The sequence below is a fragment of the Pantoea pleuroti genome (genome assembly GCF_014156615.1).
Lineage (GTDB): Bacteria > Pseudomonadota > Gammaproteobacteria > Enterobacterales > Enterobacteriaceae > Pantoea > Pantoea agglomerans.
This window is the reverse complement of record NZ_SBFD01000004.1, coordinates 381,012-403,853: the sequence shown is the minus strand read 5'-3', so window position 1 is coordinate 403,853 and position 22,842 is coordinate 381,012. Positions and strand designations below refer to the sequence as shown.

Sequence of the window (22,842 nt, the reverse complement as noted above, 5' to 3'; positions counted from 1 at the left end):
GAGGGTAATGACGATAGATAAGAGGTTACCAGGCGCGGCGCGCGACATAACAGCATGACTCCATGCGGGATAATTCCGGCTGTCGGCTTTGGTTTGATAAGATCGAAGATTGGCAGGTCTGATGGAGAAACATGCTTTCGCCCTGAGGTCGATCAGGGCGAAGGATTACTAATAAAGTGAGTTCTTCAATCTATCAGGCAGCGCTTTGTCGTAGGCGTCGCCATCAATCTCTGCAATCTGTTTGAGGATGGAACCGGTGCTGGGCAGCGACTGCCGTGAGATCTGCGTTTCGGCATCCCATAATCCGGAGCGAATAATCGCCCGGCTGCACTGAAAGAAAACGCTCTCCACAGTGATGCGCAATACGGTTTTTGGCAGTTGATTGTTGATGGCAAAGCGCTCTAGCAGCGCCGGGTCGGTACTGATCGCTGCCGTGCCGTTCACGCGCAACGTCTCGCCAATGCCAGGGATGAGAAAAAGCAGCGCTACCCGGTTGTCATGCAGAATGTTGCGCAGGCTGTCGATGCGGTTATTGCCGCGTCTGTCGGGTAATAACAGGGTCTTGTCATCTTCGATTTCGATAAATCCGGCCGGATCGCCGCGCGGTGAAACATCCAGTCCCTCGGGCCCCGACGTTGCCAGCGCCACAAAAGGCGAGGCGGCGATAAACGGACGATAAGCGGGATGAATATGATCGGTCACCTTAGCGACAGAGGGCCGGGCGACCGTGCCGTAAAGACCTTCAAGTTCGGTAAGTTCAGTGATAATGCTGCTCTGTTCAGCCATTTTTGCACTTTCCTTTTATTACTCCGATTCCCAGAACGCTTATGATACGCCACAAACCCGACATACCAGCTAAAGCATAACGTTAACATCAGTAACACCAGAGCCAGCAAGCGACTCTTTACGATAATGAGTTTGCGCGTACCCGTCACTCCTCCGCCTGAAAAAAGTTTATTACCGGCCGTGGCTACAAATTCTTCACACAATGCCGATAGCAGAAAGACATGACCACCTTATTACATCCACTCATGAGACTCGCCTGTGAAAATTTCAACTCGTCTGTATGCCGGTTTTGGCCTGCTCATTCTGCTGTTTATTCTGTGTAGCGGGATTGCTTTACACGCTCTTAACAATGCCCGTGATGGCATGAACGATGTCGTCAATGTGAAGATGAAACGCTATCAGATGGTACTTGATATGCGGGGTGGCCTGCGTGACATGGGCATTGCAGTGCGCAATATGGCGCTGCTGACCGATACTAAAGCGATGGAACCGGAATGGAAACGGCTGCAGACTCAGAAAACGCTTTACATCACTACCCGTGAGTCGCTGACCCGTATGATGGGTGATGCCACCCCTGCTGCACGCGAAGCGTTCAATAAGGGGCTGTCAGTAGAGAAAGCTACGCTCGACTCCCTTGAACAGGCTGGCCGGTTGGGGCTGGATAATCGTTCTCAGGAAGCCACTGCCTATCTGCTGACCGTGACGCGTCCGGCGCAGCGTAAGCTGCTGGATGCGCTTAACACCCTTTCAGCGATTCAGAGTGAAGAGAGCCAGAAAGCGGTGACGATGAGCAGTGATTCGTCGGCGCGTACTGGCTTTACGCTGATGATCCTCGCGGGCATCTCAATTCTGCTGGCAGCGGCAACCTGCCTGTTTACCGTGCGTATCCTGATGCGTCAACTGGGAGGCGAACCGGCTCAGGCTCAGGCACTGGCTGCCGCTATCGCCTCAGGCGATCTCACCACGTCAGTGGCATTGCGACGCGGTGATACCAACAGCCTGCTGGCATCGTTGGGTGGTATGCAGGCTAATCTGCGTGAGCTGGTTTCCCGTATTAAAGAGGCTGCGGGTTCCGTGGCGCTGGCCGCTGATGAGATTTCTCGTGGTAATACCGAGTTATCTTCACGAACCGAGGAGCAGGCGTCTGCGTTGCAGGAAACGGCTGCCAGCATGGAGCAACTTACCGCGACGGTAAAAAGCAATACCCTTGGCGCACAGCAGACTGCCGGTTCGGCTCGTGAAACGGCCTCGCTGGCTCGCGGCGGTGAAAATGATGTCCAGCGTATGTCCGAAACCATGAATGGCATCTCACTGAGCGCCGCGAAAATCCGCGACATCACTGGCGTTATTGAAGGTATCGCTTTCCAGACCAATATTCTGGCGCTTAACGCGGCCGTTGAAGCGGCAAGAGCCGGAGAAGAGGGGCGTGGATTTGCCGTCGTTGCAGGTGAGGTTCGCTCGCTTGCACAGCGAAGTGCAACCGCGGCACGGGACATCAAATCGCTGATTGAACAGACCGTCGGACAGGTAGAGCAGGGTGTCTCGGTGGCGGCCGGAACCGGCCAGAGCATCCTGAAAATTGTCGGTATGGTCAGTGAGCTGGCCGAGGCGATGGATAATATCTCCCTGTCTTCCTCCGAGCAGATGCAGGGTATTTCGCAGGTCAGCATCGCCGTGAGTCAGATGGATGGCGTGACGCAAAACAACGCCGCACTGGTTGAAGAGTCTTCGTCGGCTTCTCAGTCGCTGTCTGAGCAGGCACATGCACTGCGTGGCATGGTTGATTCGTTTAGAGTGCACAGCGAAGCTTAATCGCCAGACGCAACAGAACAGACCGGACGCGAACCCCAGCCGCGTCTGCTCTTTTTGACCGGATTCCAGCAGGATTCTGGCACGGCCTTGCATCGCAGGTTTTCTGTGTACTTACGTCAGAGGTGACATGCTGCAAGTGATTAGCTGCCAGCCGTTGAGTCGGGTTAACAGAGTTGGTGACAGCAAAAGTTGCTGATATAAAGAGTAAAGATTGCTTATTCAGCACCCAAAAGGAGCGCAGGATGGTTTGGGAATCAGAGCGACTGCTCTACAGGTATACTCTTCGCGAGGATCTTGATGACCTCTTCAGAATCTATGGCGACCCCAAAACACATAAATTTAACCCGCGAGGTCCATGGCCCGACAGAACGTATGCCATTCAGGCCATAGAGCGCATATTACAGAGCTATCAGGAACAGGGTTTTGGCGACTGGACGATATTTGAGAAAGCCCATCCGGATAAAATCATTGGCTTTGGGGGCGTTTTCAGAAGCCAGTTTGACGGTCGTCAGACGAATAATCTCGGTTACCGGTTTGAGCCTGCTGCCTGGGGAAAAGGGTATGCCACCGAGCTTTCCCGCAGAGCCATTCGCTACGGATTCGAAGAGGCCGGGCTGAGCATCATTACGGGTGTGACGCGCGAAAACCATCTGGCTTCGCGCCGGGTACTGGAAAAAGCGGGCCTGACCTTTTTGAAAAAGGTCGACGATCCGGAGGGGTTGCCTCCCAGCCTGATGTACACCCTCACACGACGTGACTGGCTTGCGGCTGGCAACATCGTTACCGCATAAGTTTGATCTTTCCCGTTTGTGATTCAGGCGTGGCGAAATCTGCGCCACCTTTTCGCGCAAAGTCCCTTTAAACCCTCTCTTATCCCGCGATTAATACTCTGCTGTGTGGATTACTTTAGCCACCTTAATCAGGGGAGGCTTTATGGATATTCGTACAATTTTTATTTCAGCAGTCATGGCAGTCAGTCTTTTATGGATAGGCGCATCAGATAACCGTTCGTCACATCTCACCGCCGAGCCGGTTAAATCGGTCCTGAGTAAACTGCAACCTTGATGCTCAACCGCCCGATAGCACACATTAGCGCCTGCTCAGCCTGAGATGCGGTACACTGCCGCTATCTGTTAATGCAACTTCGTTGCTTTAACCATGACGTTCAGGCTGATAAAAGCGGGAGAAAGAGATGGCGAGGGAGATGATTCGGCAGGGTGGACGCAGCGCACGTATTCAGGCGGAAGTGCATAACACCGTTAACCGGTTGCTGGAAACGCTTGATCGTTCAGCTATTACAGTGCCGATGATCGCCGAACAGGCGGGTGTGACACCCTCCACGATCTATCGGCGCTGGGGCGATCTGTCCCAGTTGCTGGCGGATGTGGCCGTGGCACGGATGCGGCCCATTGCAGAACCGGAAGATACCGGATCGACGGCTGGCGATCTTACCGCGTTCATCCAGCAGTATGCTGAAGAGATGTCGTCCAAAGTCGGTCGTGAGCTTCTGGCTGATGTTATAGGGAGTCAGGCTGAAGCGGCGAGCCAGAAATGCTGTGGGTTTACCTATCAGCATCTTGAAACACTGAAAAGTCGGGCCGAGGCCCGCGGCGAATCAGGTTTTGACGTTGATCGCATCATCGATGTGGTCGTGGCACCGGTGATGTTTCATCTTCTGTTCGGTGACCGTGACATCTCAGCAGAATACTGTTCGTCTCTGGTTCAGCGGGCATTTCAGACAGCAGTCAGCGCTGAATAAAGGGCAGGGCGGCTTGCGTGATCAGATGCTGCAATAGCGCTCGCGCCGGATCGTCACCCTGATCGGAGCGGGCGAGCGCGATACCCAGATTGCCGGGCATTGGCAGCCGGTGTGATTCAATCACCAGCGTCTCCGGCAACCCGGCGCGGGTGCGCAGGGTGATGCCCAGCCCGGCCTGTAATGCCGCCCAGATCCCGCTAAGACTGTGGCTGGTGAACACTACCCGCCACGGAATACCTGCCTTATCCAGCGCCTCGATGGCGCGCGATCGCATGACACACGGCGCATCGAATGCCACCAGCGGCAGCGGCTCGCCGCGCTGCAGATATCCCGCCAGATCAAACTCCGGATGCTGTATCCAGGCTAACGGACACTGACCAATTAACTGCGTGCCAGCCTGCTGCTCTGCCTGCCACAGCAGCGCCAGGTCCAGCTCATGACGGGCCAGCGCCGTAAGCAGCGGCAGATTTCTGTCGACGCGTGCGGTCAGCATCACCTCCGGATGCTGCCGGTTGAACGCGCCGAGAATGGCCGGCATCAACGCCTCGCCAAAATCCTCCTGCATCCCGATGCGTATTTCGCCCTGTAACGCTTCGCCTTTCACTGCCCGCAATGTCTCATCGTTCAGCGACAGCAGGCGTCTGGCGTAACTCATCAGCTGTTCACCGCTGCGGGTCAGCTGCACATGCCGCCCTTTTTTCATCACCAGCGCCGTGCCACATTGCTGCTCAAGTTTCTTAAGCTGCGCACTGACGGCCGAGGCAGACCGACACAGATGCTGTGCCGCCAGGGCAAAGCTGCCGGCATCAATGCCCGCGACGAAACTGCGCAGCGCATCCATATCGAGGGACTCCGGTACCTTATTCATGATTGTCCTGTAAATCTGGATGATAAATGCTGATTAATTTGATTTTCAGGATTGAAGGCCTGAGTGACACTCTGTCTCACCACTGAGGAGTGTGCAATGAAAAAATCGCTTGATCGGGAAACACTGGCGCAGCGCGCGCCAAAACTGGCCGAACTGACACAGCAGGTGCTGTTTGGCGATATCTGGCAGCGCGAGCAGTTGTCTCCGCGTGAACGCAGCCTGCTGACGCTGGCAACGTTAACCGCGCTGGGGCGGGTCCAGCAGCTGCCGTGGCACATCGATTTCGCCCGACAAAATGGGCTGACGCAGGATGAGCTGGTGGAGAGCTTCACCCATCTGGCGTTTTACGCAGGCTGGCCCGCCGCCGTCACCGCGCTGGGTTATCTGGAGGATAATCAATAATGCCCTTTACCCGAATTACCCTGCGTCAGGGCTACAGCGAGGCGGCTCTGCATCAGATTTCCACGCTGCTTCAGCAGGGGCTGGTCGCGGAATTTGACGTTCCTGAGCATGATTGTTTTCAGGTGATTGAGATGCTTCCCGCCGGACAGCGGGTATTTGATCGTCACTATCTCAGCGGCGGGCGTAGCGATAATTTCGTGCTGTTTCAGGTGACGGCAGGCCGACCGCGAACCCGCCAACAGAAGCAACGGTTTTATCATTCACTCTGTACGACGCTTCAGGCAGAGATGGCGATCGATCCTGACGACGTGATGATCATTATTCAGTTTAACAGCACCGAAGAGTGGAGCTTTAGCGGCGGCCGGATGCTGGCGCAGGAGGCGTTATGATTATCATGCACTACCGTTTTACCCTGCCCGCTGACTACGACATGGGCATCATCGAGCAGCGCATCAGTCTGAACGGAGCCCGGCTTGATGGCTTTCCAGGGCTGGTGGCCAAGGCGTATCTCTACGCCTGCCGTGATGATGACGGACAGAATGAAAACCGTTATGCACCGCTCTATTTCTGGCGGGAGGCGAGTGGCATGCAGCGTTTCCTGCAAAGTCCTGGCTTTGCGACACTGGTCAGGGATTTTGGCTGGCCGATCATCGAAAGCTGGCTGGCGCTTGAGGGGCAGACCCACATCCCTGATCTGGCCGACGCCCGCTTTATAACGCTGAACCGCTGGACGATTCCACCGCATTCAGACCTCACGACACTGCCGGTAACAACAGGGATCAGCGCCTGGGATGTGAGCCGCTGGCAGGGAGTAGACGTTAACGCGTCACTCCAGCGCCCCGCTGGCGAGCAGGAAGTCTATCGCATCGGTTATCTGGCGCGGGGTGCAGCCGCAGCAGATCTGCAGCTCTAGCATCGGGAATGTCGCTGTTTTCTACTCAGAGGGCAAAAATGGCTTCAATCTCTATGCGCAGGTCAGTGGAGAAAAGTCCGCTGACCTGTACCAGCGAGCTGGCGGGCAGATGCTCGCCGTAGTTGCGATAAAGCACTTCCCGCAGCGCGGTGATCTCTGTGAAAGAGGTGATGAATATCATGACCTTCAGCAGCGATGCGAGCGACGTATGCTCAGCCGCGGCAACCGCCCTGAGTTGATCAAAAATGGCTTCTGCCTGTTCAGCCATATCTCCCTGCTGAGCCGCCGTACCGAAAGCGGTCAGTCCTGAGACATACAGCGTCGCGCCATGTTTCACTGCGTGGACATAAGGTGCTTTTACTTCGCCCAGTTGCAGATAATTTTTGCGTTCTGGCATCATCATATTTTCTCTTTTTAAAGTGATTTCATACCATACAGGCTACCGGCCTTAAAAAGGCCGAAAGTTGATAGCGGGTTGAAGGATGTTTTGAATAACGAGGAGGTTCGGGAAGCCAGCCGTTTACCGGTTCCGCTCTCTCCTGCACGCCGTGCAGCGATGCAGGCCATTGCTGTCGTCAAAACAGGCATGACGAAATGCGCATTGTGCAGACTATCCGTATGCACAAGCTTTATTCGAATTCTCAGGGGGCAGCAAGTGGGAAGAAAGAAAGAAATTCGCTTTTTGCGGCCTTCAATGACTGACGCCGAATTCAGAGGTAACAGGCAGGCATGGCTGGCAGCACTTACAGGCTGATTGTTATAGCGGGTGAGGACTGCCCGCATCCACTGAACAGTTATGATGCTCACGATCTGTTTCCGGATGGCGGTGTCAGGACACGGAGCTTAGCGATGAGAAGTATTTCCGTCAGTTCCGTCGTGAGAAAGAGGAGTGAAAACGGACTTATCATACGGCAAAAGGGCAGGCTGAGATTGATCTGGCTTTCCATACGCCGGCAACTGTCATCAGATGGATATCCCGCTGGTTAGATTCGCTGCTGCATCATATCGAACCGGAGATCATGTTTTATCGCTGGAGTGAGGGATTCTCTTCCATGAAGGCTTGTGAACGCTGGGAAATAGAAGGCCTGCAAGTGTAGAAACTGTAGGCAGAGGTCGGGTGGGAGCTGGATTGTTGGGTAGTGCTGAATAAGCTGCCATTTCTCAGGCTGAAACTATGCGTTTTTTAGGAGGCTCGGGGTTTGCAGGGCTGGTAAAAACGACTGATATGACTTCACGAGCTTTCGCCGTTCAGGCCCTGCAGCGCGACGTCTCAGCATTGCTATGCTGTCCATTTAGTCTGCAGGAGTGAGGTTGCCGGAGCAATCAACCTCCGGCAGACCGCGTTAACGACATACGGATAGCTATTTAGCTCCACTCATCCCGGGAGAACCATCATGTCCTCCCTGACTCCCGCCGCTGCCAGCCTGACCGCCGACGCCGCCAGGACCCGCATCGCCTCCGTTTCCGCCATCACCGGATCCGTCACCATTACCTCCGTTTCCTCCATTTCCGCCGTTTTCACCCCCATTACCGCCGTCGCCGCCATCTCCATTGCTGCCAGAACCAGCATTCCCTCCGTCTCCCCCGTTTCCGTCACCGCCACCGTCACCACCGTCGCCACCATCACCGTCTGCCCATGCCGCAGTGCTGAATATTCCGGCCGCCAGAGAGGACGTTACAGTGAATACGACTATGAAAGGTCTCAGTAAAGCTGAGGTCAGAATAATGAGGTATGCAACTTTTATGAGAAGGTTTTTCATATCATCCCCTGCGTTATGAATTATATGCCGCCGCCATCACCACCATTACTGCCGCCATTACCGCCATTACCGCCGTCACCACCATCACCACCGGGGGAATTATTCCCGCTTCCTCCGTTGCCACCATTCCCTCCATCGGCTCCGTTTGTGCCTCCATCTCCGCCATTACCGCCATCTGAGTCGGAACCTGTGCCAGCATTACCGCCGTTACCTCCATTTCCGCCGTTTTCACCCGGACCGCCGTCTCCGCCGTTTCCGCCATCAGAAATCAGTGATAAAGAATCAGGAGAAAGGACGGGGTATGCCGGAGAGGCATAACCGTAATGTGTTAAAACCACCAGTATCAGAGCTGAGCACCTTAATAAGGTCCGGCATCGTTTACAGATGTTGTGACTGGTCATTGTTACCTCCGTCGCCGCCAGCACCTCCGGGGGCATTGTCTGTTGACCCACCATCACCACCGTTTCCACCATTAGCGCTACCGTATGTATTTTTATGATGTTTATGGTGCTTGTGATGTGGTTCAGTCCCGGCGTTTGCACCGTTTGCACCGTTTGCACCGTTTGCACCGTTTCCGCCATTTCCGCCATTTCCGCCATTTCCGCCGTTACCACCAGAAGCAGAACCGTTACCGCCGTTACCTCCGTTCAGGCAGCCGGTGCCGGGCACGCCGTCTTTACCGTTTTCCCCGTTGGGCGAAGTGGCATTCCCATCCTGTCCGTTCTGACTCTCACAGGCAGACAGCTGGATAGTGCCCTGCGGAAATGTCTGACTGAATACCGGCAGGGAAAAAAGCAGCCCTGCAGAAAGCGGGAAAAGAATCAGAGTGTTGTGCAGCTTTGACATAAAAGTTTCATCCTTTGATTAATGGCCGCCTTCAGGAGGCGACCATTTTTAGTTAGATTAAGCAGCCAGATTAGGCACCGCCGCCGTCACCACCACCGTCACCACCATCACCACCGCCGTCACCGTCACCGGAACCATTGCCGTTAGCTGAGCCGTTGCCAGTACCGTTACCATTACCGCTGTCGTTCCCGTTACCGCTGCCGCTGTTATTGCCGCCATCGCCTCCGGGGCCACCAGGAGAATTGGCACCAGCACCTCCGTTCCCGCCGTTACCACCATTAGCATCGTCGATAAGTAAGAAGGTATGTGGGGAGTGATCAGTCAACGGTTCGTTATGTAAGGGTGCGGCGACAGAAAATCGCGCCGCAGAGAGAACAAAAATACCCAAAGCAAGAGCTAATTTTTTATGTCTCATAATCCATCCTTAAAGGTAAGAAATACATGAGATAATCGTTGGCCCATCCCGTAGCTAATGAGCCATTTAATTAAGAGTAAATTAACTTAAAATTAAAAACTAAGGATTGTAATGAAAAGTTTACCGATGTTTTATTATGTTTTTATTTGGATTTAATCGAAGTTATCGGAGGTATTATGTTATTGTTAAGTGGTTAAATTTAAAAGATATTGATGCATAATGATTATCCTGCTAACAGTTTACTGTTTTCATGAAAATATACACATTATATTTTTATTAAAGCAGTGCGCTTACCAAAAACCGGAAAATAAAAAATAAATTCAAAAAAAGCAGAAGCAAATATCATTTTTATATAATTAATCTGACTTTTAAGAGGCATGGTCATAGGGGAAACTGTTTAACCACTCTGAATTCGTTTTACCGAACCTGTGAAATCCAGAAATTTCAGGAAGCATTATCAGAACTGCGGCAGGCGGGACCTCAACAGCTAAAAAAACCGGCTCATTATCGTGCGTGCAGCAAACAAAATAGTGGTGCTGTGAGAGCGTTCAGCTTGCAACCGGTCAGGAGTATGCGTGAATTTACGTCAAACTCTTCACTGCATGACCCTCCGGCTCCTGCCATGGCGGGCAGTCGTCGAGCTTCACTCCGCTAAGCTTGCAGGCGAGTTCGTGCCTGACGGCTGAGGACAACGGTTGCAACCGGCTATCAAAAGAGAGGTGCTCATGAGCGGTAAACGTTATTCCGAAGAGTCAAAAATCGAAGCGGTTAAACAGGTCGTTGATCGTAGCCATTCCCTTGCAGGTGTCGCCACCCGTCCTGGTATCATCACGCACAGCCTCTATGCCTGAGTAAAAAAGTAGGGCCCTGATTCATAAACCACTAAAGCGCATTCTGATACCTGGTCTGAGAGTCGGCGACTTCAGAAAGAAGTGAACCAGGTCTGGCGACTGATGAAGCGTGCCGGAATAAAAGCTCAGATCGAGTACAGGAACCTACGAGCACGCAAAGGTGAAGCCAGCATAGTGTCACCCAACAGACTCCAGCGTCAGTTCAATCTGGAGGCTCCTGATGAGCGCTGGGTGACGAATATAACGTACATCCGGCCGCATGAAGGCTGGCTTTATGTGGCCATGGTGGTTGATCTGTTCTCCTGGAAAGTTACCGGCATTGTCAATGCAACACGCCCGTCAGAAATCAGCATTTCAGCAATTGCTGGCAGGCGAGGTTATCCTGCACGGCGCGCTGCTGCTCATCAGGCGTCAGTTGCTGCCAGCGGCCAATCACGCTGCGACCCAGCCCCGATTTATAGGTGATTTTTTGCAGCGCATAATCAGAGTTGCCGCCTTCAATGACGTTCTGCATCTGCTGGTCGAGTGGCTGCTTACTATCATGATCAATCGCGCAGAACACCGCGACGTAATACGCTTTATCTTCCTCACTGTCGTGTGGGATAAACCACCAGGCGGCCAGGGCGAGGATCAGCAGCAGGGGCAGGATATATTTTACTTTAGCCATCGGAGTCATCGGTTGTGGGCAGTTAAGTCAGCCAGATATGGCCAGACGCAGGGCGTGTATCCTGCCACAATTTCTGCTCACCGTTAACCTCGTTCAGCCGCTGTTGAGGCAATGTTCAGTTTGCTGGCGCTTCAATCAGCGTCGTACTGATTTGCGCTCCCGGCATCATCTGCTGTAATCCCGAAACCAGATCGTCGCTGGCCTGTTGCAGCGCGGAAAGCGGCATAGCGGGCAGACTTTCCAGAATGAACCACATCTGCTGCGCGCTGGCATCCAGTCGGGTTCTTACACCCTGACGCCAGTTCCAGCGGCGACAGGTCACGCCCTGATCGTCGCGCCAGATCACTTCGCCCGGTTCCGGCGACTCATAAACCACCTCGCCCTCTTTAACGGTATCGAAACGTTCACTGCCGTCAGCAATCACCAGACGTGGCGCGCCAGCATAGGCCGCGATATTTTCCCCCCCGACCGGCAGCGCATAACGAATGCTGATGGCGTTATAGAGATCGACAACCGGATCGATGGCAGGCAATGCGCCATCCCGCAGCACGCGCTTACGCAATGCTTCAGCCGAACAGGGTGTACGTTTCGCTTTGGCACCAAAGGCTTTAAACACCTCAGCCCAGGCGGCGAGATGCGCGTCTGCCCAAGCCGCATCATCATTTAATACCTGCTGGCATGCACTCTTCAGTGCTTCGCTGGCAACTTCTGGTCGGGTAATCGGTGTGGTTTCCACCACAATACTCATGGCACGAAAGCCGGGAGCGAGCGCGAAAACAGCGGGATCGATTGACGGATGAACAGATAACATCGGATACTCTCTCAGTGACTAATTTATTTCATAGTAATGACCGATGACCAAAAAAGTCAATATAACGACCGATGCGGGTGCCGATGTCGCCAGTGTCAATCAGGCTGTTTCGGACAGCATCAAAAGCTGGCGTAAAAGTCAGAAACTCTCGCTGGATGAGTTATCGCGCCGGGCTGGCGTCAGTAAAGGCATGCTGGTGGAGATCGAAAAGGGTGCCGCCAATCCCAGCATCGCCATTCTCTGTAAAGTGGCTGCCGCGCTGGGCGTCTCGGTGGCAGATATCGTTAACGTTGCGCATGCGCCTGACGCCTGGCTGATTGAGAACAGCGAAATGCCCCGGCTGTGGCAGGGTGAGCAGGGTGGTTATGCGCAGCTGCTGGCGGGAACCCGTGGGCCGGATATGATCGAGCTATGGCGCTGGCAGATGTTTGCGGGCGAAGCTTTCCGTTCTGCCGGTCACTCCTCAGGCACACTCGAACTGTTGCATGTCGAGCAGGGCTCGCTCGCCTTAACGGTGGGTGAGCAGACCCTGGTGGTGCAGCAGGGCTGTGCAGCCGTAGCGCGAACCGATATGCCGCATGCCTATGCCAGTGCCGATCAACTGCCGGTTATCTTCACCATGACAGTGGCCGAACTGCAGCGCTGACGGCGCTATTCTGCGGCTGTCGCTTCGCCTGGACACACCAGCAGCAGCGTTTTCAGCAACCTTTCCAGTTCGGCACGCTCTGAAGCGCCAAGCGGGGCCAGCAGCGCCTCCTGCGTAGCGGTATGGACGCGGAGTGCATGCTCAATCTGCTGCTGCCCGTGCGGCGTCAGCCCGACCAGCATGCTGCGCTTATCCTCTGGCGCGGCAATACGCTCAATCAGATGCTGCTGCTCCAGCCGGTTCAGACGATTTGTCATCGCACCGGAAGTCACCAGCAGCGCCTGGTAGAGCTGGGTGGGCGACAGGCGAAAAGGCGATCCCGCCCGTCGCAATGTCGCCAGCACATCAAATTCCCCCTCCTGAAAACCAAAAGGCTCCAGTGCCTGACTGCGCGCTTTTGTCAGATGTTTCATCAGACGCAGCACTCTGCCGAAGATCCGCATTGAAGAGGCGTCGAGATCGGGCATCGCGTCGTCCCACTGGCTGACAACGAAATCAATATGGTCATGCATAAATCACCTTTAAATATTGTGGTTATTTTGTCGGGTTGTGCGCAACCTCTTAACACCGGGGGCAATTTATCTTAACGTTAAGATAAATAGTGGCAGCCCGGTGCTGTCATCGTCAATCCTCTTTTAAGGCGTCGATGATGAAAAATAAGGTGTTGTTCCCCGTTCTGTTTGCCGTGATCGCTTTTCTTATCGGGCTGAACCTGCGCCCTATGCTGGCGATTATCGGCCCGCTGTTCCCGGTGTTGCAACTGCAGGCCGGGCTGACGGCGACGACGTTCAGTCTGCTGATTACGCTGCCATTGGCGATGATGGGCCTGGCCGCACTCTCTGGCCCGTGGCTGATCGCCCGCATCGGGCCGGTAAGGGGAATCGCCGCCGGTTTGCTCTGTCTGACGGTCGCCTGCCTGTGGCGCGGCGTTACGCTTACTCCCTCTCAGCTGCTGCTCACCGCGCTGGCGGGGGGCGCAGGGATTGGCGTGATACAGGCGCTGATGCCCGCTCTGATCCGGCAACGCTTTGCTGAGGCCGCGGCGACGCTGATGGCGCTGTTCAGCACGGGCATTATGGCGGGCGCGGCACTGACTGCTGCCGGTGCTGACCCGCTGTTTTCATGGCTGGGCCTGCAACCCGCGCTGGCGCTTTCCGGCGGGTTAACGCTGGTAACGCTGCTGATCTGGCTGACTTTAGTCAGGCGATCGCCGCAGGTGAGCGTGGCCTCTGATGCAACGACGCTGCCTGTGCGGCGTACCCTGTTGCTGATGCTCTTTTTCGGCATTGGCACGGGTGCTTATACGTTAGTGCTGGCCTGGCTGCCGCCATTCTATATTCAACTGGGCTGGAGTGCTCGCCACAGTGGCTATCTGCTCGCCGCGCTGACGTTAACCGAAGTGGTAGCAGGATTCATCGTCTCGGCGACGTTACATCGCTTTCCCGATCGCCGTCCGCTGCTGCTCGGCGTGCTGGCCCTGCTGCTGCTGGGGCTGCTGAGTCTGGTGTTTTACCCGGGCACGATGCCGATACTCTCTTCGCTGTTACTGGGTACGGGCATCGGTGCGCTCTTTCCGCTGTCGTTGATCGTCACGCTGGATCATGCGCGCAGTGACAGAGAGGCGGGCATTCTGTTGTCACGCGTGCAGGGAGGCGGATATCTGATTGCGGCTCTGATGCCGCTGCTGGCAGGCTGGGTGCGTGATAGCGGCACGTCAATGACCGAGGCCTGGCTGATCATGAGCGCTGGCGTGGTGCTGTTAATGGTGATTGCCCGACGCTTCAGACCTCAGAACAGTATCAACTGAACAAAGCCGTTGCCGATCAATGTCGATCTGGCATGCTGGAATAAAACCCCTGAACCCGGAGTGCATGGTGAAAGTGATTGGTCTGTTAGGCGGTATGTCGTGGGAGTCTACCGCGCTCTATTATCGTATTCTCAATCAGCAGGTTAAGCAGCGGCTGGGCGGCCTGCACTCGGCGGAGCTGGTGCTCTATAGCATCGATTTTCAGCGCATTGAGCAGCTACAGGCCGCGGGCGAGTGGCAGCAGGCGGGAGAGATACTGGCTGAAGCGGCACGCAATCTGGAACGGGCTGGCGCGCAGTTCATCGTACTCTGTACCAACACTATGCATAAAGTGGCAGCACAGATCAGCGCCGCAACAGGCATCCCGCTGCTGCACATCGCCGACGCCACCGGACGACGCATTCAGCAGGCCGGGGTGCGTAAGGTCGGATTACTGGCGACGCGATTCACCATGGAACAGGATTTCTATCGCGGGCGACTTCAGCAGCAGTTTGGTCTTGAGGTGATCACGCCGGATAGAGAGGATCGGATTTTTGTGCATGAGGTGATTTACCACGAGCTTTGTCTGGGCGAGATCAATCCCGCGTCGCGTCGCCGTTATGGTGAGATCATGCAGCAGCTGGTCGCGCAGGGGGCGGAGGCCATTATTCTGGGCTGCACCGAAATCACACTGCTGGTGGATGCCACGGATGCCAGCGTGCCACTGTTTGATACCACGCTTATCCACGCGGAAGAGGCTGTTACCCAGGCGCTGGCCTGACGTTTATCCTGCACTTAGCCTTGAGGGAATCGCATGAAAATTGAAAATCTGCCGTTTGGCCTGACCCAGTGGGATCAGATTGAAGAGACAATTCATCCCGGCGACCAGGGGCAGGCGACCTGGCGAACCGTGAAGTTTAACGATATCCGGGTGCGGATGGTCGACTATTCACCAGGCTATGTCGCCGACCACTGGTGCACAAAGGGCCATATTTTGCTGTGTATGGCGGGTGAATTGCACACTGAACTGGCAGATGGTCGCCGTTTCGTACTGACACCGGGGGTCAGCTATCAGGTGGCGGACGATGCTGAACCACATCGCTCCTTTACGTCCACAGGCGCACAACTCTTCATCGTTGACTGAGTTCACCGTCAGCCTCTCTGGTGATCACCTGCTGGTGAATCATCGCGTCGTTGACACTTTTAAAAGTAAACTGAATCAGCTTTATAAAAATCAGCAAAATTAATGGCTTATTTCATCAGAGTTATCTGGTTCTGACAGGAATAATTCCCATCAGGCTGTATGCTGGAAGCCTTATAAGAACGTTTTGCATTCACCTGAGGTGGGGAAGCCTGTGCTGATAAAAAAGAAGAAAGTTCGTTCGCATACCGAAGATCGACTGCTGGCGCTGGTGCTTGCCACCACCGCCGGCATCCTTAATGCCATGGCGCTGGGCGCGTTTGGATTTTTCCCATCGCATATGACCGGTAACACGTCGCAAATCTCCCAGGAAGTGACCACCAGCGACCTTCATACCATGCTGTTTTTGATGGCACTGATTATTGCCTTTGTCATGGGCTGTACCGTTGCCCGACTGGCGGTGGTGGTGGGGATCAGACATAAGTTACGCACCATATTCTGTCTGATCATTCTGGCGGAAGGGGCGGCGCTGACGGCGGCATCGATCTTTGAGATCGTGTTCTACCGGCCAAGCTTTAACGGGGAAGTGCTGTTGATGCTGGGCTTTTTAATGGGGATTCATAATGCGACCTCAACGCAGCTCTCCAATGGCCGCGTCAGATCGACCCATATTACCGGCACGCTGACCGATGCGGGTATTGCGCTGGGTTCGTGGATCTTTGCCCACACGTCCCACGCCGTGCATCTTGAAACCGACGATCGTCGCTTTTTCCAGAAGGTTCTGCACACCCATCTGACTACCGTGTTTTCATTCCTGAGCGGCTGTATTGCCGGGCTGCTGCTGTTTAAAGTCTATGGCTTTAACGCCATGGTTGGACTGGGGATATTTCTGATGCTGGTGGCACTGACGGCCATCGCCATTACCGTGCAGCGTACCCGCAGAAGCCTCTACTGACAGTAAAACCTCCCGCCCGATGCACATAGCGCATCGGGCGGGTTGCTTACTGCTGCGTTCGGGTTGGCCGCACCACGATTTCGTTCACATCCACCTCTTCAGGCTGTTCAATGGCATAGCGCACGGCGCGTCCAATGGCGTCCGGCTGCAATGCGATAGCGCGATAGTGCTGCATCGCCTCGGCGGCTGCCGGATCGGTAATGGTTGATGCCAGCTCGCTCTCCACCACACCGGGATGAACACAGGTTATCCGCAGCTGGCTGTTCTCCTGGCGTAATCCGTCGGAAATCGCCCGCACCGCAAACTTGGTGGCGCAGTAGACGGCCGCGGTGGGCGACACGGCCAGCGCACCTATCGACGCGATGTTAATGATGTGACCGCGCTGGTGGGCCAGCATGGTCGGCAACACTGACGCAATGCCATACAGCACCCCTTTGATGTTTACATCGATCATCTGTTCCCACTCTTCCACCCGCAGCGACGCCATCGGTGACAAGGGCATAATACCGGCGTTATTGACCATTACATCCACCCGGCCCCATCTCTCCAGCGCATACTCAACAAACTGCGTCATCTCTTCGCGGCGTGTAACATCCAGCGCCTTGATCGCCACCTCTGCACCATTGAACTGCAGCTCTTCAGCCAGCGCGGCCAGGCGGCTTTCCCGCCGCGCACCCAGCAGCAGAATGGCATCTGTTTTCGCCAGTTCACGTGCAATGCCTGCCCCGATGCCGCTTGAGGCGCCGGTAATTAAAATCACTTTCTGAGTCATTTTGTTTCTCCAGTCAGGTTGTCACTGGCGATCATACGGCGACTGGATTATAAAGATAATCCACTGAACGCTTTACTCACTGGTAACTCAATCTGACCAATGAATGCCGATAAAAATGCTCTCGAAGTTTTTGTGATTGTGGCGCAGACGCGAAATTTCCGGCTGGCCGCAGAACAATTGGGTGTTACGCGTCCGGCGATCAGCCAGAGTCTGCGACGTCTGGAAGACCGGCTTAACATCACGCTGATGCAGCGCACCACACGCTCGGTTCAGCTGACAGAAGCCGGGCAGCGGCTTTATGCCGAAGTGGCGCCGGCGATCAACCAGCTCAATCGCGCCGTGACCGATATTGCAGAACTGGCTGCAGAACCTCGGGGCCAGCTGCGGCTGGCGATTTCCTCGATTGCAGAGCGGATGCTGGGGGGAGAACTGCTGGCGAGCTTTATGACCGCTTACCCGCAGGTTGAGCTGGATATCACCGTCACCGATGAGGAGTTTGATATTGTCGGACAGGGCTATGACGCGGGCGTGCGACTGGGGGAGGTGATTGCTCAGGATATGATTGCGGTGCCGGTATCTACCGCGCAGCGTCAGGTGGCGGTGGCGTCACCCGCCTATCTGGCTCGCGCAGGCACGCCGCAACATCCTCAGGATCTGGTCAGTCACCGCTGCATCGGCTGGCGAAAAGGACCAGGTCTGGCCCCTTATCGCTGGGAGTTCGCAGAGCAGGGGCGCGAGTTTGATGTTGCCGTCAATCCGCAACTCACCACCAACGATATGGGGGTGATGATTCGCACCGCCTGCGCCGGGGGCGGCATCAGCTTTGGCATGGAAGAAACCTTCCAGCCTTACATCGCACGTGGCGAACTGGTGACCCTGCTCGACGCATGGTTGCCCGCCTTTGCCGGTTTCTATCTCTATTTTCCCAGCCGAAAAAATCTGGCGCCCAAGCTAAGGGCGCTGATCGATCACGTCAGACTCTAGCGACAGAATGCACGTCTGATTTAGCGCTGATATTGCCGATCGCTGACCTGCTCCAGCCAGTCCACCGGCGAGCCGTTCAGTGATTCAGCGATAGCAATATGCGTCATGGCGTTATCCGGCGTTGCACCGTGCCAGTGCTTCACGTTTTCCGGGATCCAGACGATATCACCGGTGTTCATCACCTGAATGGCTTCACCCTCACACTGAATCCAGCCCTGGCCATGCGTGACGATCAGGGTTTGCCCGAGTGGATGGGTATGCCATGCGGTACGGGCACCGGGTTCAAAAGTCACCGTTGCGCCACCCACGCGGGCGGGTTCGGTTGCCTGGAATGGTGCATCAATCCGAACCGTGCCGGTAAAATATTCAGCAGGTCCTTTACGCGAAGGCAGCGATCCGTTGGCGATAATTTTCATTACTCACTCCTGTTGTTAACATGTCATCCACAGTGTAACCGGCAAGCCGGAGCGTGATTAGCCCGCCCAGTCGGCAAACGGTTATGAGCCGGGCTCATTAATTGCCTGACAGTTTTTCAGGCTGTCATGTTGTAACGGGTGATGATGTTGATTTTAGAGTAGGGCGCGGGCGGTTCTGAGGCGGGCAAAAACCCATGAAACGCCAGCAGCGTTCTGAAGGCGTGCAGCGCATCAAGCTGTAAATTATGCTCGATTAATGCATCAATTTTACCGGCCTGCAGCAGTGCACGATTCTCACGATCGAGATCGTGACCAATAAAAGCGTTAACCGTCCGCTTTTGTTCGGCAAAAGCGCGCAGTATGCCGGGATTACCGCCACCGACTGTGTAGACCGCATCTGCATCCGGATGTCTCTGCAAAAACTGTGTCACCGACTGCTGCATCCGGGCGTCAATGCCATAACCGCCTGCCACCACGCTTACCTGATGCCGGGGCGCAAACTCCTCCATTGCTCGCTGAAACCCCTGAATTCTTTCGTGTTCGCCAATGAAATCGTGACTGCCGGTGACTGCCACAATATGCGAACGACTCACGCGCAGCCATTTTGACATCAGAAAAGCCGCCACTTTACCGGCATCAAAATTATCCATGCCGATATAGCGCAGGCGCGCGCTGCCGGGCAGGTCGCTCATCATGGTGACCACCGGAACGCGTTGTTTCAGCAGTGATTCAAGGGTGGGATGAAGTTCTCCGGAACAGGCTGCCTTAAGAATGACGCCGTGACTATGCAACGCTTTTTTATTCAGCAGCGCGTTAATCGCCTCCGCTGTAAGATTCGCGCCGAAGTGGAAACGTAACTGAAGTTTAAAGGCAGTAAAGCTGGCAATCTGACTGCTGAACGCCTCACGGATCAGTGGCTGAAAGCGGTCAGGTGTATGCATGATGACGTCAAAATAGATTGTTCTTCCCCTGGCGAGCCCCGCTTTTTGCATCAGTTCCAGGTCTGCTATCGCCTGCTGGATTCGGTGCTGGGTCGTGGCATGCACATTGCCGCGCTGATGCAGGGCCCGGTCGATGGTCGCCAGACTGAGTCCCGACTGGGCCGCAATCTGTTTCAGGGTAAATTTAGCCATATGCTGCTCGTGACACCAGAGGATGACGATAGTTTTATCATACTGCTGGCCATTGTCTGATGATCATTTGTGAAAGGCTGGTCAGGACATATCAGGCCGGGAAAGCTGCCGCGCAGGTTATCGCAATAAACTGTGAGTCGTAAAAGTGTTTATAACACATTCAGCCGGGAGTCTGTTTCCCCGATATATAAATACCCGACTATCATCATAAACGGGCAAAAATAGATTACAGCGCTTGCTACCTCCGTTTTAGCTATTTATAGCTTCAGGGCTGCGCCGGGTAAAAATAAATCCAGATAATATTCTGAGGCTGTATAGTTAATAACCTTTCTGCCGCTTCGCTTATATTTCCCGCCCGACGGCTTTTTTGTTTTTTGGCTCCCGATAATGATAGACTGTATATGCATACACCATCGGGAGGTCGTGTGAAGTACGACAACGATAATGAAATCCGTGCGCTGGTTGGTGCGGTAGTCAGTGATTTGATCAAGGCGGGAGAGCCGGTTCATTTCCACGACATTACGGACGCGCTGTTTCGCCTGAGCGAAGAGACGCGTGACAGCAGGCTGAAAGCATTGTGTCAGGAAGCGATAAGCTTTTTCACTCGTAAGATGCATTAAGGCTGACAGGGCTGATGCCGGGCGTTATCCCGGACTGTGTCATTATAGCGGCCCTGCTACCTTTGACATCGGCGAGCATAAGAGGCTTTGCATATTGCTCGCAGCCTTTAAAAGGGATTCTACTGTGAGTCGATCGTTTCTTTTTTATTCAGCGAGACGGTTGATGACAAAATTAAAAATGTCAGTCAGATCCTTCTGTTGATTATTCTTAGTGAGTAGCGAATTTCTGATAAAGAAGTGCATCTTTTCATTGGCAGGTCTTATTAAGTCTGAATGATCTTCTTCAGGCATGATTGCAGAAAAGCGTTATCGTCGGGATCAAATCCCTGCCACATCATTACCTGCAAAAGAATTTTTATATCGGATAATTTCTGTGTGGCATATCGGGTATACAGTGAAAGTCAGGGATGGAAACAAAAGCGGGCGTTGCAGGCAGGGGATCCTGCGTTACCAGAGATAACGCAGAATGGCGTATCAGATGCCGGTATCGTCTGGCGTGCGGCCAACCACGATTTCCAGCGTTTTGCGTAACACATCCAGCCTGACAGCATCTGAAGTGCATTCCAGTTCAGCGATCAAATAGAGGATGATCGCTTTATTGGTTACACGTCCCTGATCAGCAACAATGTCACGAATCACTGCGCCCAGCAGTTCAGTTTCCGGAGCAAGCTGATCGCCTGCGCTACGGAAGTAGTCAATGATTGAAGAATCTGATGATGAATGCTGCATGATTATTCTTTCTCTGAGGAAAATGAGTCAGATGCAATGGTTGAAGTCAAAAACGAGTGTAGGCGCAGTTTTCGTTTTGCCCAGCCCGCCTTAAAAAATTCTGTTCAGGTCTGCCGCTTCGCTTAAAATTAGCCGCATGTATCAGGTACGCAGTACGCTCAATCAGTGCTTTTTCGAACCTTCAGGCGGGCCATCACTGTTCATACGATGAGCCGTGTTATCACGTTCGGCACCGTCGCCCTGTACGCGTTTGCGCGCTGCAACCATACCATTACGGACTTCAGTGATGGCTTTGCGAATCACTGACACTTTCACGGCGTCGTCAGCATCAGCAGCCATCAGTTCGAGCTGTGCGATTAAGGCGTTGCTGGATACCGGTTTGTCTGACTTGAGTAATGTCAGAACGGCTTCGCCGATCATAACATCTGTCAGTTTCTCATCTTCACTTCTGTACATACTGGCTTCTCTGATTGCGAATCAATGGCCATGCTGCGGGTCCGTATGCGTCAGCGGGTGCGACTTAGTGCACCTGATACGGGAAGCAGAACTGGGCTTTATTGCTAGGATAGATCTTCCTGGGTGATGGCTGAAACAGACGTCCTGATGAACATGCACGACCGTGAGAGGGCATTAATCTTCGCGACGAAACAGCATCGCAATGAGTTCATGCAGATGACTCTCTTCTTCTGGCGTGGCAGCCAGTTCAAGGCGACTCAGCAGTTTACTGCAAATCGTTTTCCGACTAAGGCTATGACCTGCGCGCAGAATTTCCACCACAACCGAACCCAGCGTCTCCTGTTGCGACGGTGAACTGGCCTGATTGAAGTAACGGGCAATATCGCTGATCGTTTCCGGGGCTTGTCCGTTCTGACGCATGTTGTTGTCCTCAGGTGGTTTAAATGTATGCACTCTTGATGCGCAAGTTATACATCTTTGCAAAACTTGTACAGAATTTTGGATTTTTGGGATTAATTTTTTTGTGCAAAAAGTGCTAAGACTTTTAAAACAGGGTGTTACGAGGAGTTTGTGGCGAGGTAAAAATTGTACCAGATTCTTGTATCATTCACACCCCACCGACGCTCCGACCTGAATATTAAGGCCGGAGAGGAACGGCACACATGGGTTAGTGTTTAAAGAAGATGTCATCGGCAGAGACTGGAGCTGCGGGCTCTTTGCCAGTGGTTTTGGCAAGCCAGTTCGCCGGGGCGGTGCTGCGGGAACCGATGGTTTTGAACCCCATCAGCCATTGAAGCGCATGCTGCATCTGCTCAAGGCGAGTCTCATTAACTTCAGAGTCAGCCATGACCTTTAGCTCATTAATCAGCAGTTCAACATTCACTTCCTGACCGGCATTAAACAGGTTCATTGCGGCTTCGCCAATGATGACATTCGCTTTTTCGTCGCTGGAAAAATACAAATTATCCTCCTGGGTGATTGCGGTAAGTAACATTAACTGTAGCAAAAAAATTTACGAAGCTTAATCAATTCAGCCTATTAATAAGATTATTTTAATTGTCGCTCTGCTGTGCGTGTCATGTGAGTGCCGCCAGGTGTCAGAACGTTTTTCGGTAAAATGCGCCGTCAGGATGGCCTCTTTTTAATCCTGTTATCGTTCCTGCGGTTTACTCAACCACAGATGAGAAAGGCGTAAAACCCGGTTATAGCTATACATCACGCTTTCCATATACTTCCCATCATTGAAATTAAATTTCTATATATCAACAAGTAAAGCGATTAGCTTACAAAACTTCACATTCGGGCCCGGACGCT

The 22,842-nt window shown here is 53.8% G+C and carries 31 protein-coding genes and 1 pseudogene; 15 read left to right on the top strand and 17 right to left on the bottom strand.

Going from position 1 to position 22,842, the window contains the following annotated elements:
* Window positions 1-168: 168 nt before the first annotated feature.
* Window positions 169-786: a pyridoxamine 5'-phosphate oxidase family protein gene (locus EPG66_RS12775; protein ID WP_069026871.1), complete on the bottom strand. Its 618-nt coding sequence runs from the start codon at window positions 784-786 to the stop codon at window positions 169-171.
* Window positions 787-1,044: 258 nt separating this feature from the next.
* Between EPG66_RS12775 and EPG66_RS12770 the strand changes: the two genes are divergently transcribed.
* The 3 genes from EPG66_RS12770 (at window position 1,045) to EPG66_RS12760 (ending at window position 4,357) form a co-directional block, all read left to right on the top strand.
* Window positions 1,045-2,598, top strand: coding sequence for a methyl-accepting chemotaxis protein (locus EPG66_RS12770; RefSeq protein ID WP_069026870.1), 1,554 nt, complete (start codon window positions 1,045-1,047; stop codon window positions 2,596-2,598).
* A 242-nt stretch (window positions 2,599-2,840) separates the two neighbouring features.
* Window positions 2,841-3,389, top strand: a complete 549-nt coding sequence (locus tag EPG66_RS12765; protein WP_083069344.1) for a GNAT family N-acetyltransferase — start codon at window positions 2,841-2,843, stop codon at window positions 3,387-3,389.
* A 401-nt stretch (window positions 3,390-3,790) separates the two neighbouring features.
* Window positions 3,791-4,357 carry a TetR/AcrR family transcriptional regulator gene (locus EPG66_RS12760; protein WP_182687083.1) on the top strand — a complete coding sequence of 189 codons (567 nt, stop codon included), beginning with the start codon at window positions 3,791-3,793 and terminating at the stop codon, window positions 4,355-4,357.
* On the opposite strand, the gene EPG66_RS12755 is transcribed toward EPG66_RS12760, so the two are convergent.
* Window positions 4,344-5,225 carry a LysR substrate-binding domain-containing protein gene (locus EPG66_RS12755; RefSeq protein WP_182687081.1) on the bottom strand — a complete coding sequence of 294 codons (882 nt, stop codon included), beginning with the start codon at window positions 5,223-5,225 and terminating at the stop codon, window positions 4,344-4,346. The two genes, EPG66_RS12760 and EPG66_RS12755, sit on opposite strands and share 14 nt — an antisense overlap.
* Before the next feature lie 96 nt (window positions 5,226-5,321).
* Between EPG66_RS12755 and EPG66_RS12750 the strand changes: the two genes are divergently transcribed.
* From EPG66_RS12750 to EPG66_RS12740, 3 genes are read left to right on the top strand one after another with little or no spacing between them, the layout of a single operon-like run.
* Window positions 5,322-5,627 (top strand): carboxymuconolactone decarboxylase family protein, encoded by a 306-nt coding sequence (locus tag EPG66_RS12750; protein WP_182687079.1) that lies wholly within the window; start codon window positions 5,322-5,324, stop codon window positions 5,625-5,627.
* Window positions 5,627-6,016, top strand: a complete 390-nt coding sequence (locus EPG66_RS12745; protein WP_182687077.1) for a tautomerase family protein — start codon at window positions 5,627-5,629, stop codon at window positions 6,014-6,016. Before EPG66_RS12750 ends, EPG66_RS12745 begins: the two co-directional genes overlap by 1 nt.
* Window positions 6,013-6,540 carry a DUF4865 family protein gene (locus tag EPG66_RS12740; RefSeq protein ID WP_033773594.1) on the top strand — a complete coding sequence of 176 codons (528 nt, stop codon included), beginning with the start codon at window positions 6,013-6,015 and terminating at the stop codon, window positions 6,538-6,540. Before EPG66_RS12745 ends, EPG66_RS12740 begins: the two co-directional genes overlap by 4 nt.
* 25 nt (window positions 6,541-6,565) lie before the next feature.
* Here EPG66_RS12740 and EPG66_RS12735 read toward each other — a convergent pair whose 3' ends face one another.
* Together EPG66_RS12735 and EPG66_RS12730 are read right to left on the bottom strand one after the other, a co-directional pair.
* Complete coding sequence (locus EPG66_RS12735; protein WP_182687076.1) at window positions 6,566-6,943, bottom strand: RidA family protein; 378 nt, start codon at window positions 6,941-6,943, stop codon at window positions 6,566-6,568.
* Between the two features lie 11 nt (window positions 6,944-6,954).
* The gene (locus EPG66_RS12730; RefSeq protein ID WP_182687074.1) at window positions 6,955-7,347 is read right to left on the bottom strand and encodes a hypothetical protein; all 393 of its coding nucleotides are present in this window, start codon (window positions 7,345-7,347) and stop codon (window positions 6,955-6,957) included.
* A gap of 587 nt (window positions 7,348-7,934) precedes the next feature.
* Here EPG66_RS12730 and EPG66_RS12720 point away from each other — a divergent pair.
* Window positions 7,935-8,249 (top strand): hypothetical protein, encoded by a 315-nt coding sequence (locus EPG66_RS12720; RefSeq protein WP_182687072.1) that lies wholly within the window; start codon window positions 7,935-7,937, stop codon window positions 8,247-8,249.
* A gap of 64 nt (window positions 8,250-8,313) precedes the next feature.
* Here EPG66_RS12720 and EPG66_RS12715 read toward each other — a convergent pair whose 3' ends face one another.
* The 3 genes from EPG66_RS12715 to EPG66_RS12705 all read right to left on the bottom strand — a co-directional run bounded on the left by EPG66_RS12715 (window position 8,314) and on the right by EPG66_RS12705 (window position 9,395).
* On the bottom strand, window positions 8,314-8,562 hold the full coding sequence (locus EPG66_RS12715; RefSeq protein WP_182687070.1) for a hypothetical protein: 249 nt from the start codon (window positions 8,560-8,562) through the stop codon (window positions 8,314-8,316).
* 116 nt (window positions 8,563-8,678) lie between these two features.
* Window positions 8,679-9,146, bottom strand: a complete 468-nt coding sequence (locus EPG66_RS12710; RefSeq protein ID WP_182687068.1) for a hypothetical protein — start codon at window positions 9,144-9,146, stop codon at window positions 8,679-8,681.
* Between the two features lie 57 nt (window positions 9,147-9,203).
* Window positions 9,204-9,395 carry a hypothetical protein gene (locus tag EPG66_RS12705; protein ID WP_163658748.1) on the bottom strand — a complete coding sequence of 64 codons (192 nt, stop codon included), beginning with the start codon at window positions 9,393-9,395 and terminating at the stop codon, window positions 9,204-9,206.
* 885 nt (window positions 9,396-10,280) lie between these two features.
* Between EPG66_RS12705 and EPG66_RS12700 the strand changes: the two are divergent.
* Window positions 10,281-10,730: pseudogene (locus EPG66_RS12700) on the top strand (transposase); the annotation flags it as partial.
* 28 nt (window positions 10,731-10,758) lie between these two features.
* On the opposite strand, the gene EPG66_RS12695 reads toward EPG66_RS12700, so the two are convergent.
* Both EPG66_RS12695 and EPG66_RS12690 read right to left on the bottom strand, forming a co-directional pair.
* Window positions 10,759-11,079, bottom strand: a complete 321-nt coding sequence (locus tag EPG66_RS12695) for a hypothetical protein (RefSeq protein WP_182687065.1) — start codon at window positions 11,077-11,079, stop codon at window positions 10,759-10,761.
* 115 nt (window positions 11,080-11,194) lie between these two features.
* Window positions 11,195-11,890: a B3/B4 domain-containing protein gene (locus tag EPG66_RS12690; RefSeq protein WP_182687063.1), complete on the bottom strand. Its 696-nt coding sequence runs from the start codon at window positions 11,888-11,890 to the stop codon at window positions 11,195-11,197.
* 43 nt (window positions 11,891-11,933) lie between these two features.
* Between EPG66_RS12690 and EPG66_RS12685 the strand changes: the two genes are divergently transcribed.
* The gene (locus EPG66_RS12685) at window positions 11,934-12,536 is read left to right on the top strand and encodes a helix-turn-helix domain-containing protein (RefSeq protein ID WP_039387877.1); all 603 of its coding nucleotides are present in this window, start codon (window positions 11,934-11,936) and stop codon (window positions 12,534-12,536) included.
* 5 nt (window positions 12,537-12,541) lie between these two features.
* Here EPG66_RS12685 and EPG66_RS12680 read toward each other — a convergent pair whose 3' ends face one another.
* Window positions 12,542-13,048 carry a MarR family winged helix-turn-helix transcriptional regulator gene (locus tag EPG66_RS12680; protein ID WP_031591129.1) on the bottom strand — a complete coding sequence of 169 codons (507 nt, stop codon included), beginning with the start codon at window positions 13,046-13,048 and terminating at the stop codon, window positions 12,542-12,544.
* 137 nt (window positions 13,049-13,185) lie between these two features.
* Between EPG66_RS12680 and EPG66_RS12675 the strand changes: the two genes are divergently transcribed.
* The 4 genes from EPG66_RS12675 to EPG66_RS12660 all read left to right on the top strand — a co-directional run bounded on the left by EPG66_RS12675 (window position 13,186) and on the right by EPG66_RS12660 (window position 16,418).
* Entirely contained in the window at window positions 13,186-14,343 is a 1,158-nt protein-coding gene (locus EPG66_RS12675; RefSeq protein ID WP_182687170.1) for an MFS transporter, read from the top strand.
* 67 nt (window positions 14,344-14,410) lie between these two features.
* On the top strand, window positions 14,411-15,103 hold the full coding sequence (locus EPG66_RS12670; RefSeq protein WP_182687168.1) for an amino acid racemase: 693 nt from the start codon (window positions 14,411-14,413) through the stop codon (window positions 15,101-15,103).
* Window positions 15,104-15,136: 33 nt separating this feature from the next.
* Window positions 15,137-15,466 (top strand): DHCW motif cupin fold protein, encoded by a 330-nt coding sequence (locus EPG66_RS12665; protein WP_010670565.1) that lies wholly within the window; start codon window positions 15,137-15,139, stop codon window positions 15,464-15,466.
* A 211-nt stretch (window positions 15,467-15,677) separates the two neighbouring features.
* Window positions 15,678-16,418, top strand: a complete 741-nt coding sequence (locus EPG66_RS12660) for a YoaK family protein (protein ID WP_069026860.1) — start codon at window positions 15,678-15,680, stop codon at window positions 16,416-16,418.
* A gap of 46 nt (window positions 16,419-16,464) precedes the next feature.
* Here the strand turns inward: EPG66_RS12660 and EPG66_RS12655 are convergent, their stop codons facing one another.
* Window positions 16,465-17,190: an SDR family oxidoreductase gene (locus tag EPG66_RS12655; protein ID WP_069026859.1), complete on the bottom strand. Its 726-nt coding sequence runs from the start codon at window positions 17,188-17,190 to the stop codon at window positions 16,465-16,467.
* A 99-nt stretch (window positions 17,191-17,289) separates the two neighbouring features.
* Here EPG66_RS12655 and EPG66_RS12650 point away from each other — a divergent pair, with 99 nt between their 5' ends.
* A complete protein-coding gene (locus EPG66_RS12650; RefSeq protein ID WP_069026858.1) occupies window positions 17,290-18,174 on the top strand; it encodes a LysR family transcriptional regulator in 885 nt (294 codons plus the stop codon).
* 20 nt (window positions 18,175-18,194) lie between these two features.
* Here EPG66_RS12650 and EPG66_RS12645 read toward each other — a convergent pair whose 3' ends face one another.
* Together EPG66_RS12645 and EPG66_RS12640 are read right to left on the bottom strand one after the other, a co-directional pair.
* Entirely contained in the window at window positions 18,195-18,590 is a 396-nt protein-coding gene (locus EPG66_RS12645) for a (R)-mandelonitrile lyase (protein WP_031591120.1), read from the bottom strand.
* Window positions 18,591-18,706: 116 nt separating this feature from the next.
* On the bottom strand, window positions 18,707-19,723 hold the full coding sequence (locus EPG66_RS12640; protein ID WP_163658746.1) for a substrate-binding domain-containing protein: 1,017 nt from the start codon (window positions 19,721-19,723) through the stop codon (window positions 18,707-18,709).
* Window positions 19,724-20,148: 425 nt separating this feature from the next.
* On the opposite strand from EPG66_RS12640, the gene EPG66_RS12635 reads away from it, so the two are divergent.
* Window positions 20,149-20,343 (top strand): hypothetical protein, encoded by a 195-nt coding sequence (locus EPG66_RS12635; protein WP_010246886.1) that lies wholly within the window; start codon window positions 20,149-20,151, stop codon window positions 20,341-20,343.
* A gap of 474 nt (window positions 20,344-20,817) precedes the next feature.
* On the opposite strand, the gene EPG66_RS12630 is transcribed toward EPG66_RS12635, so the two are convergent.
* From EPG66_RS12630 to EPG66_RS12615, 4 genes are all read right to left on the bottom strand, one after another.
* Window positions 20,818-21,072, bottom strand: a complete 255-nt coding sequence (locus tag EPG66_RS12630; RefSeq protein WP_031591116.1) for a biofilm/acid-resistance regulator YmgB/AriR — start codon at window positions 21,070-21,072, stop codon at window positions 20,818-20,820.
* 162 nt (window positions 21,073-21,234) lie between these two features.
* Complete coding sequence (locus EPG66_RS12625; protein WP_010670560.1) at window positions 21,235-21,528, bottom strand: hypothetical protein; 294 nt, start codon at window positions 21,526-21,528, stop codon at window positions 21,235-21,237.
* Window positions 21,529-21,702: 174 nt separating this feature from the next.
* On the bottom strand, window positions 21,703-21,948 hold the full coding sequence (ycgZ, locus tag EPG66_RS12620; RefSeq protein WP_010246891.1) for a regulatory protein YcgZ: 246 nt from the start codon (window positions 21,946-21,948) through the stop codon (window positions 21,703-21,705).
* A 247-nt stretch (window positions 21,949-22,195) separates the two neighbouring features.
* Window positions 22,196-22,489 carry a hypothetical protein gene (locus EPG66_RS12615; RefSeq protein WP_069026854.1) on the bottom strand — a complete coding sequence of 98 codons (294 nt, stop codon included), beginning with the start codon at window positions 22,487-22,489 and terminating at the stop codon, window positions 22,196-22,198.
* Window positions 22,490-22,842: the final 353 nt, after the last annotated feature.

Bases quoted from the DNA above. Each gene is read 5' to 3' on its own strand.
- EPG66_RS12745 (WP_182687077.1), top strand. From the start codon at position 5,627: ATGCCCTTTACCCGAATTACCCTGCGTCAGGGCTACAGCGAGGCGGCT.
- EPG66_RS12625 (WP_010670560.1), bottom strand. From the start codon at position 21,528: ATGTACAGAAGTGAAGATGAGAAACTGACAGATGTTATGATCGGCGAA.
- EPG66_RS12645 (WP_031591120.1), bottom strand. From the start codon at position 18,590: ATGAAAATTATCGCCAACGGATCGCTGCCTTCGCGTAAAGGACCTGCT.
- EPG66_RS12750 (WP_182687079.1), top strand. From the start codon at position 5,322: ATGAAAAAATCGCTTGATCGGGAAACACTGGCGCAGCGCGCGCCAAAA.
- EPG66_RS12665 (WP_010670565.1), top strand. From the start codon at position 15,137: ATGAAAATTGAAAATCTGCCGTTTGGCCTGACCCAGTGGGATCAGATT.
- EPG66_RS12765 (WP_083069344.1), top strand. From the start codon at position 2,841: ATGGTTTGGGAATCAGAGCGACTGCTCTACAGGTATACTCTTCGCGAG.
- EPG66_RS12650 (WP_069026858.1), top strand. From the start codon at position 17,290: ATGAATGCCGATAAAAATGCTCTCGAAGTTTTTGTGATTGTGGCGCAG.
- EPG66_RS12740 (WP_033773594.1), top strand. From the start codon at position 6,013: ATGATTATCATGCACTACCGTTTTACCCTGCCCGCTGACTACGACATG.
- EPG66_RS12720 (WP_182687072.1), top strand. From the start codon at position 7,935: ATGTCCTCCCTGACTCCCGCCGCTGCCAGCCTGACCGCCGACGCCGCC.
- EPG66_RS12680 (WP_031591129.1), bottom strand. From the start codon at position 13,048: ATGCATGACCATATTGATTTCGTTGTCAGCCAGTGGGACGACGCGATG.
- EPG66_RS12760 (WP_182687083.1), top strand. From the start codon at position 3,791: ATGGCGAGGGAGATGATTCGGCAGGGTGGACGCAGCGCACGTATTCAG.
- EPG66_RS12715 (WP_182687070.1), bottom strand. From the start codon at position 8,562: ATGGCGGAAACGGCGGAGACGGCGGTCCGGGTGAAAACGGCGGAAATG.
- ycgZ (WP_010246891.1), bottom strand. From the start codon at position 21,948: ATGCGTCAGAACGGACAAGCCCCGGAAACGATCAGCGATATTGCCCGT.
- EPG66_RS12630 (WP_031591116.1), bottom strand. From the start codon at position 21,072: ATGCAGCATTCATCATCAGATTCTTCAATCATTGACTACTTCCGTAGC.
- EPG66_RS12675 (WP_182687170.1), top strand. From the start codon at position 13,186: ATGAAAAATAAGGTGTTGTTCCCCGTTCTGTTTGCCGTGATCGCTTTT.
- EPG66_RS12685 (WP_039387877.1), top strand. From the start codon at position 11,934: ATGACCAAAAAAGTCAATATAACGACCGATGCGGGTGCCGATGTCGCC.
- EPG66_RS12640 (WP_163658746.1), bottom strand. From the start codon at position 19,723: ATGGCTAAATTTACCCTGAAACAGATTGCGGCCCAGTCGGGACTCAGT.
- EPG66_RS12775 (WP_069026871.1), bottom strand. From the start codon at position 786: ATGGCTGAACAGAGCAGCATTATCACTGAACTTACCGAACTTGAAGGT.
- EPG66_RS12690 (WP_182687063.1), bottom strand. From the start codon at position 11,890: ATGTTATCTGTTCATCCGTCAATCGATCCCGCTGTTTTCGCGCTCGCT.
- EPG66_RS12655 (WP_069026859.1), bottom strand. From the start codon at position 17,190: ATGACTCAGAAAGTGATTTTAATTACCGGCGCCTCAAGCGGCATCGGG.
- EPG66_RS12735 (WP_182687076.1), bottom strand. From the start codon at position 6,943: ATGATGATGCCAGAACGCAAAAATTATCTGCAACTGGGCGAAGTAAAA.
- EPG66_RS12755 (WP_182687081.1), bottom strand. From the start codon at position 5,225: ATGAATAAGGTACCGGAGTCCCTCGATATGGATGCGCTGCGCAGTTTC.
- EPG66_RS12695 (WP_182687065.1), bottom strand. From the start codon at position 11,079: ATGGCTAAAGTAAAATATATCCTGCCCCTGCTGCTGATCCTCGCCCTG.
- EPG66_RS12710 (WP_182687068.1), bottom strand. From the start codon at position 9,146: ATGTCAAAGCTGCACAACACTCTGATTCTTTTCCCGCTTTCTGCAGGG.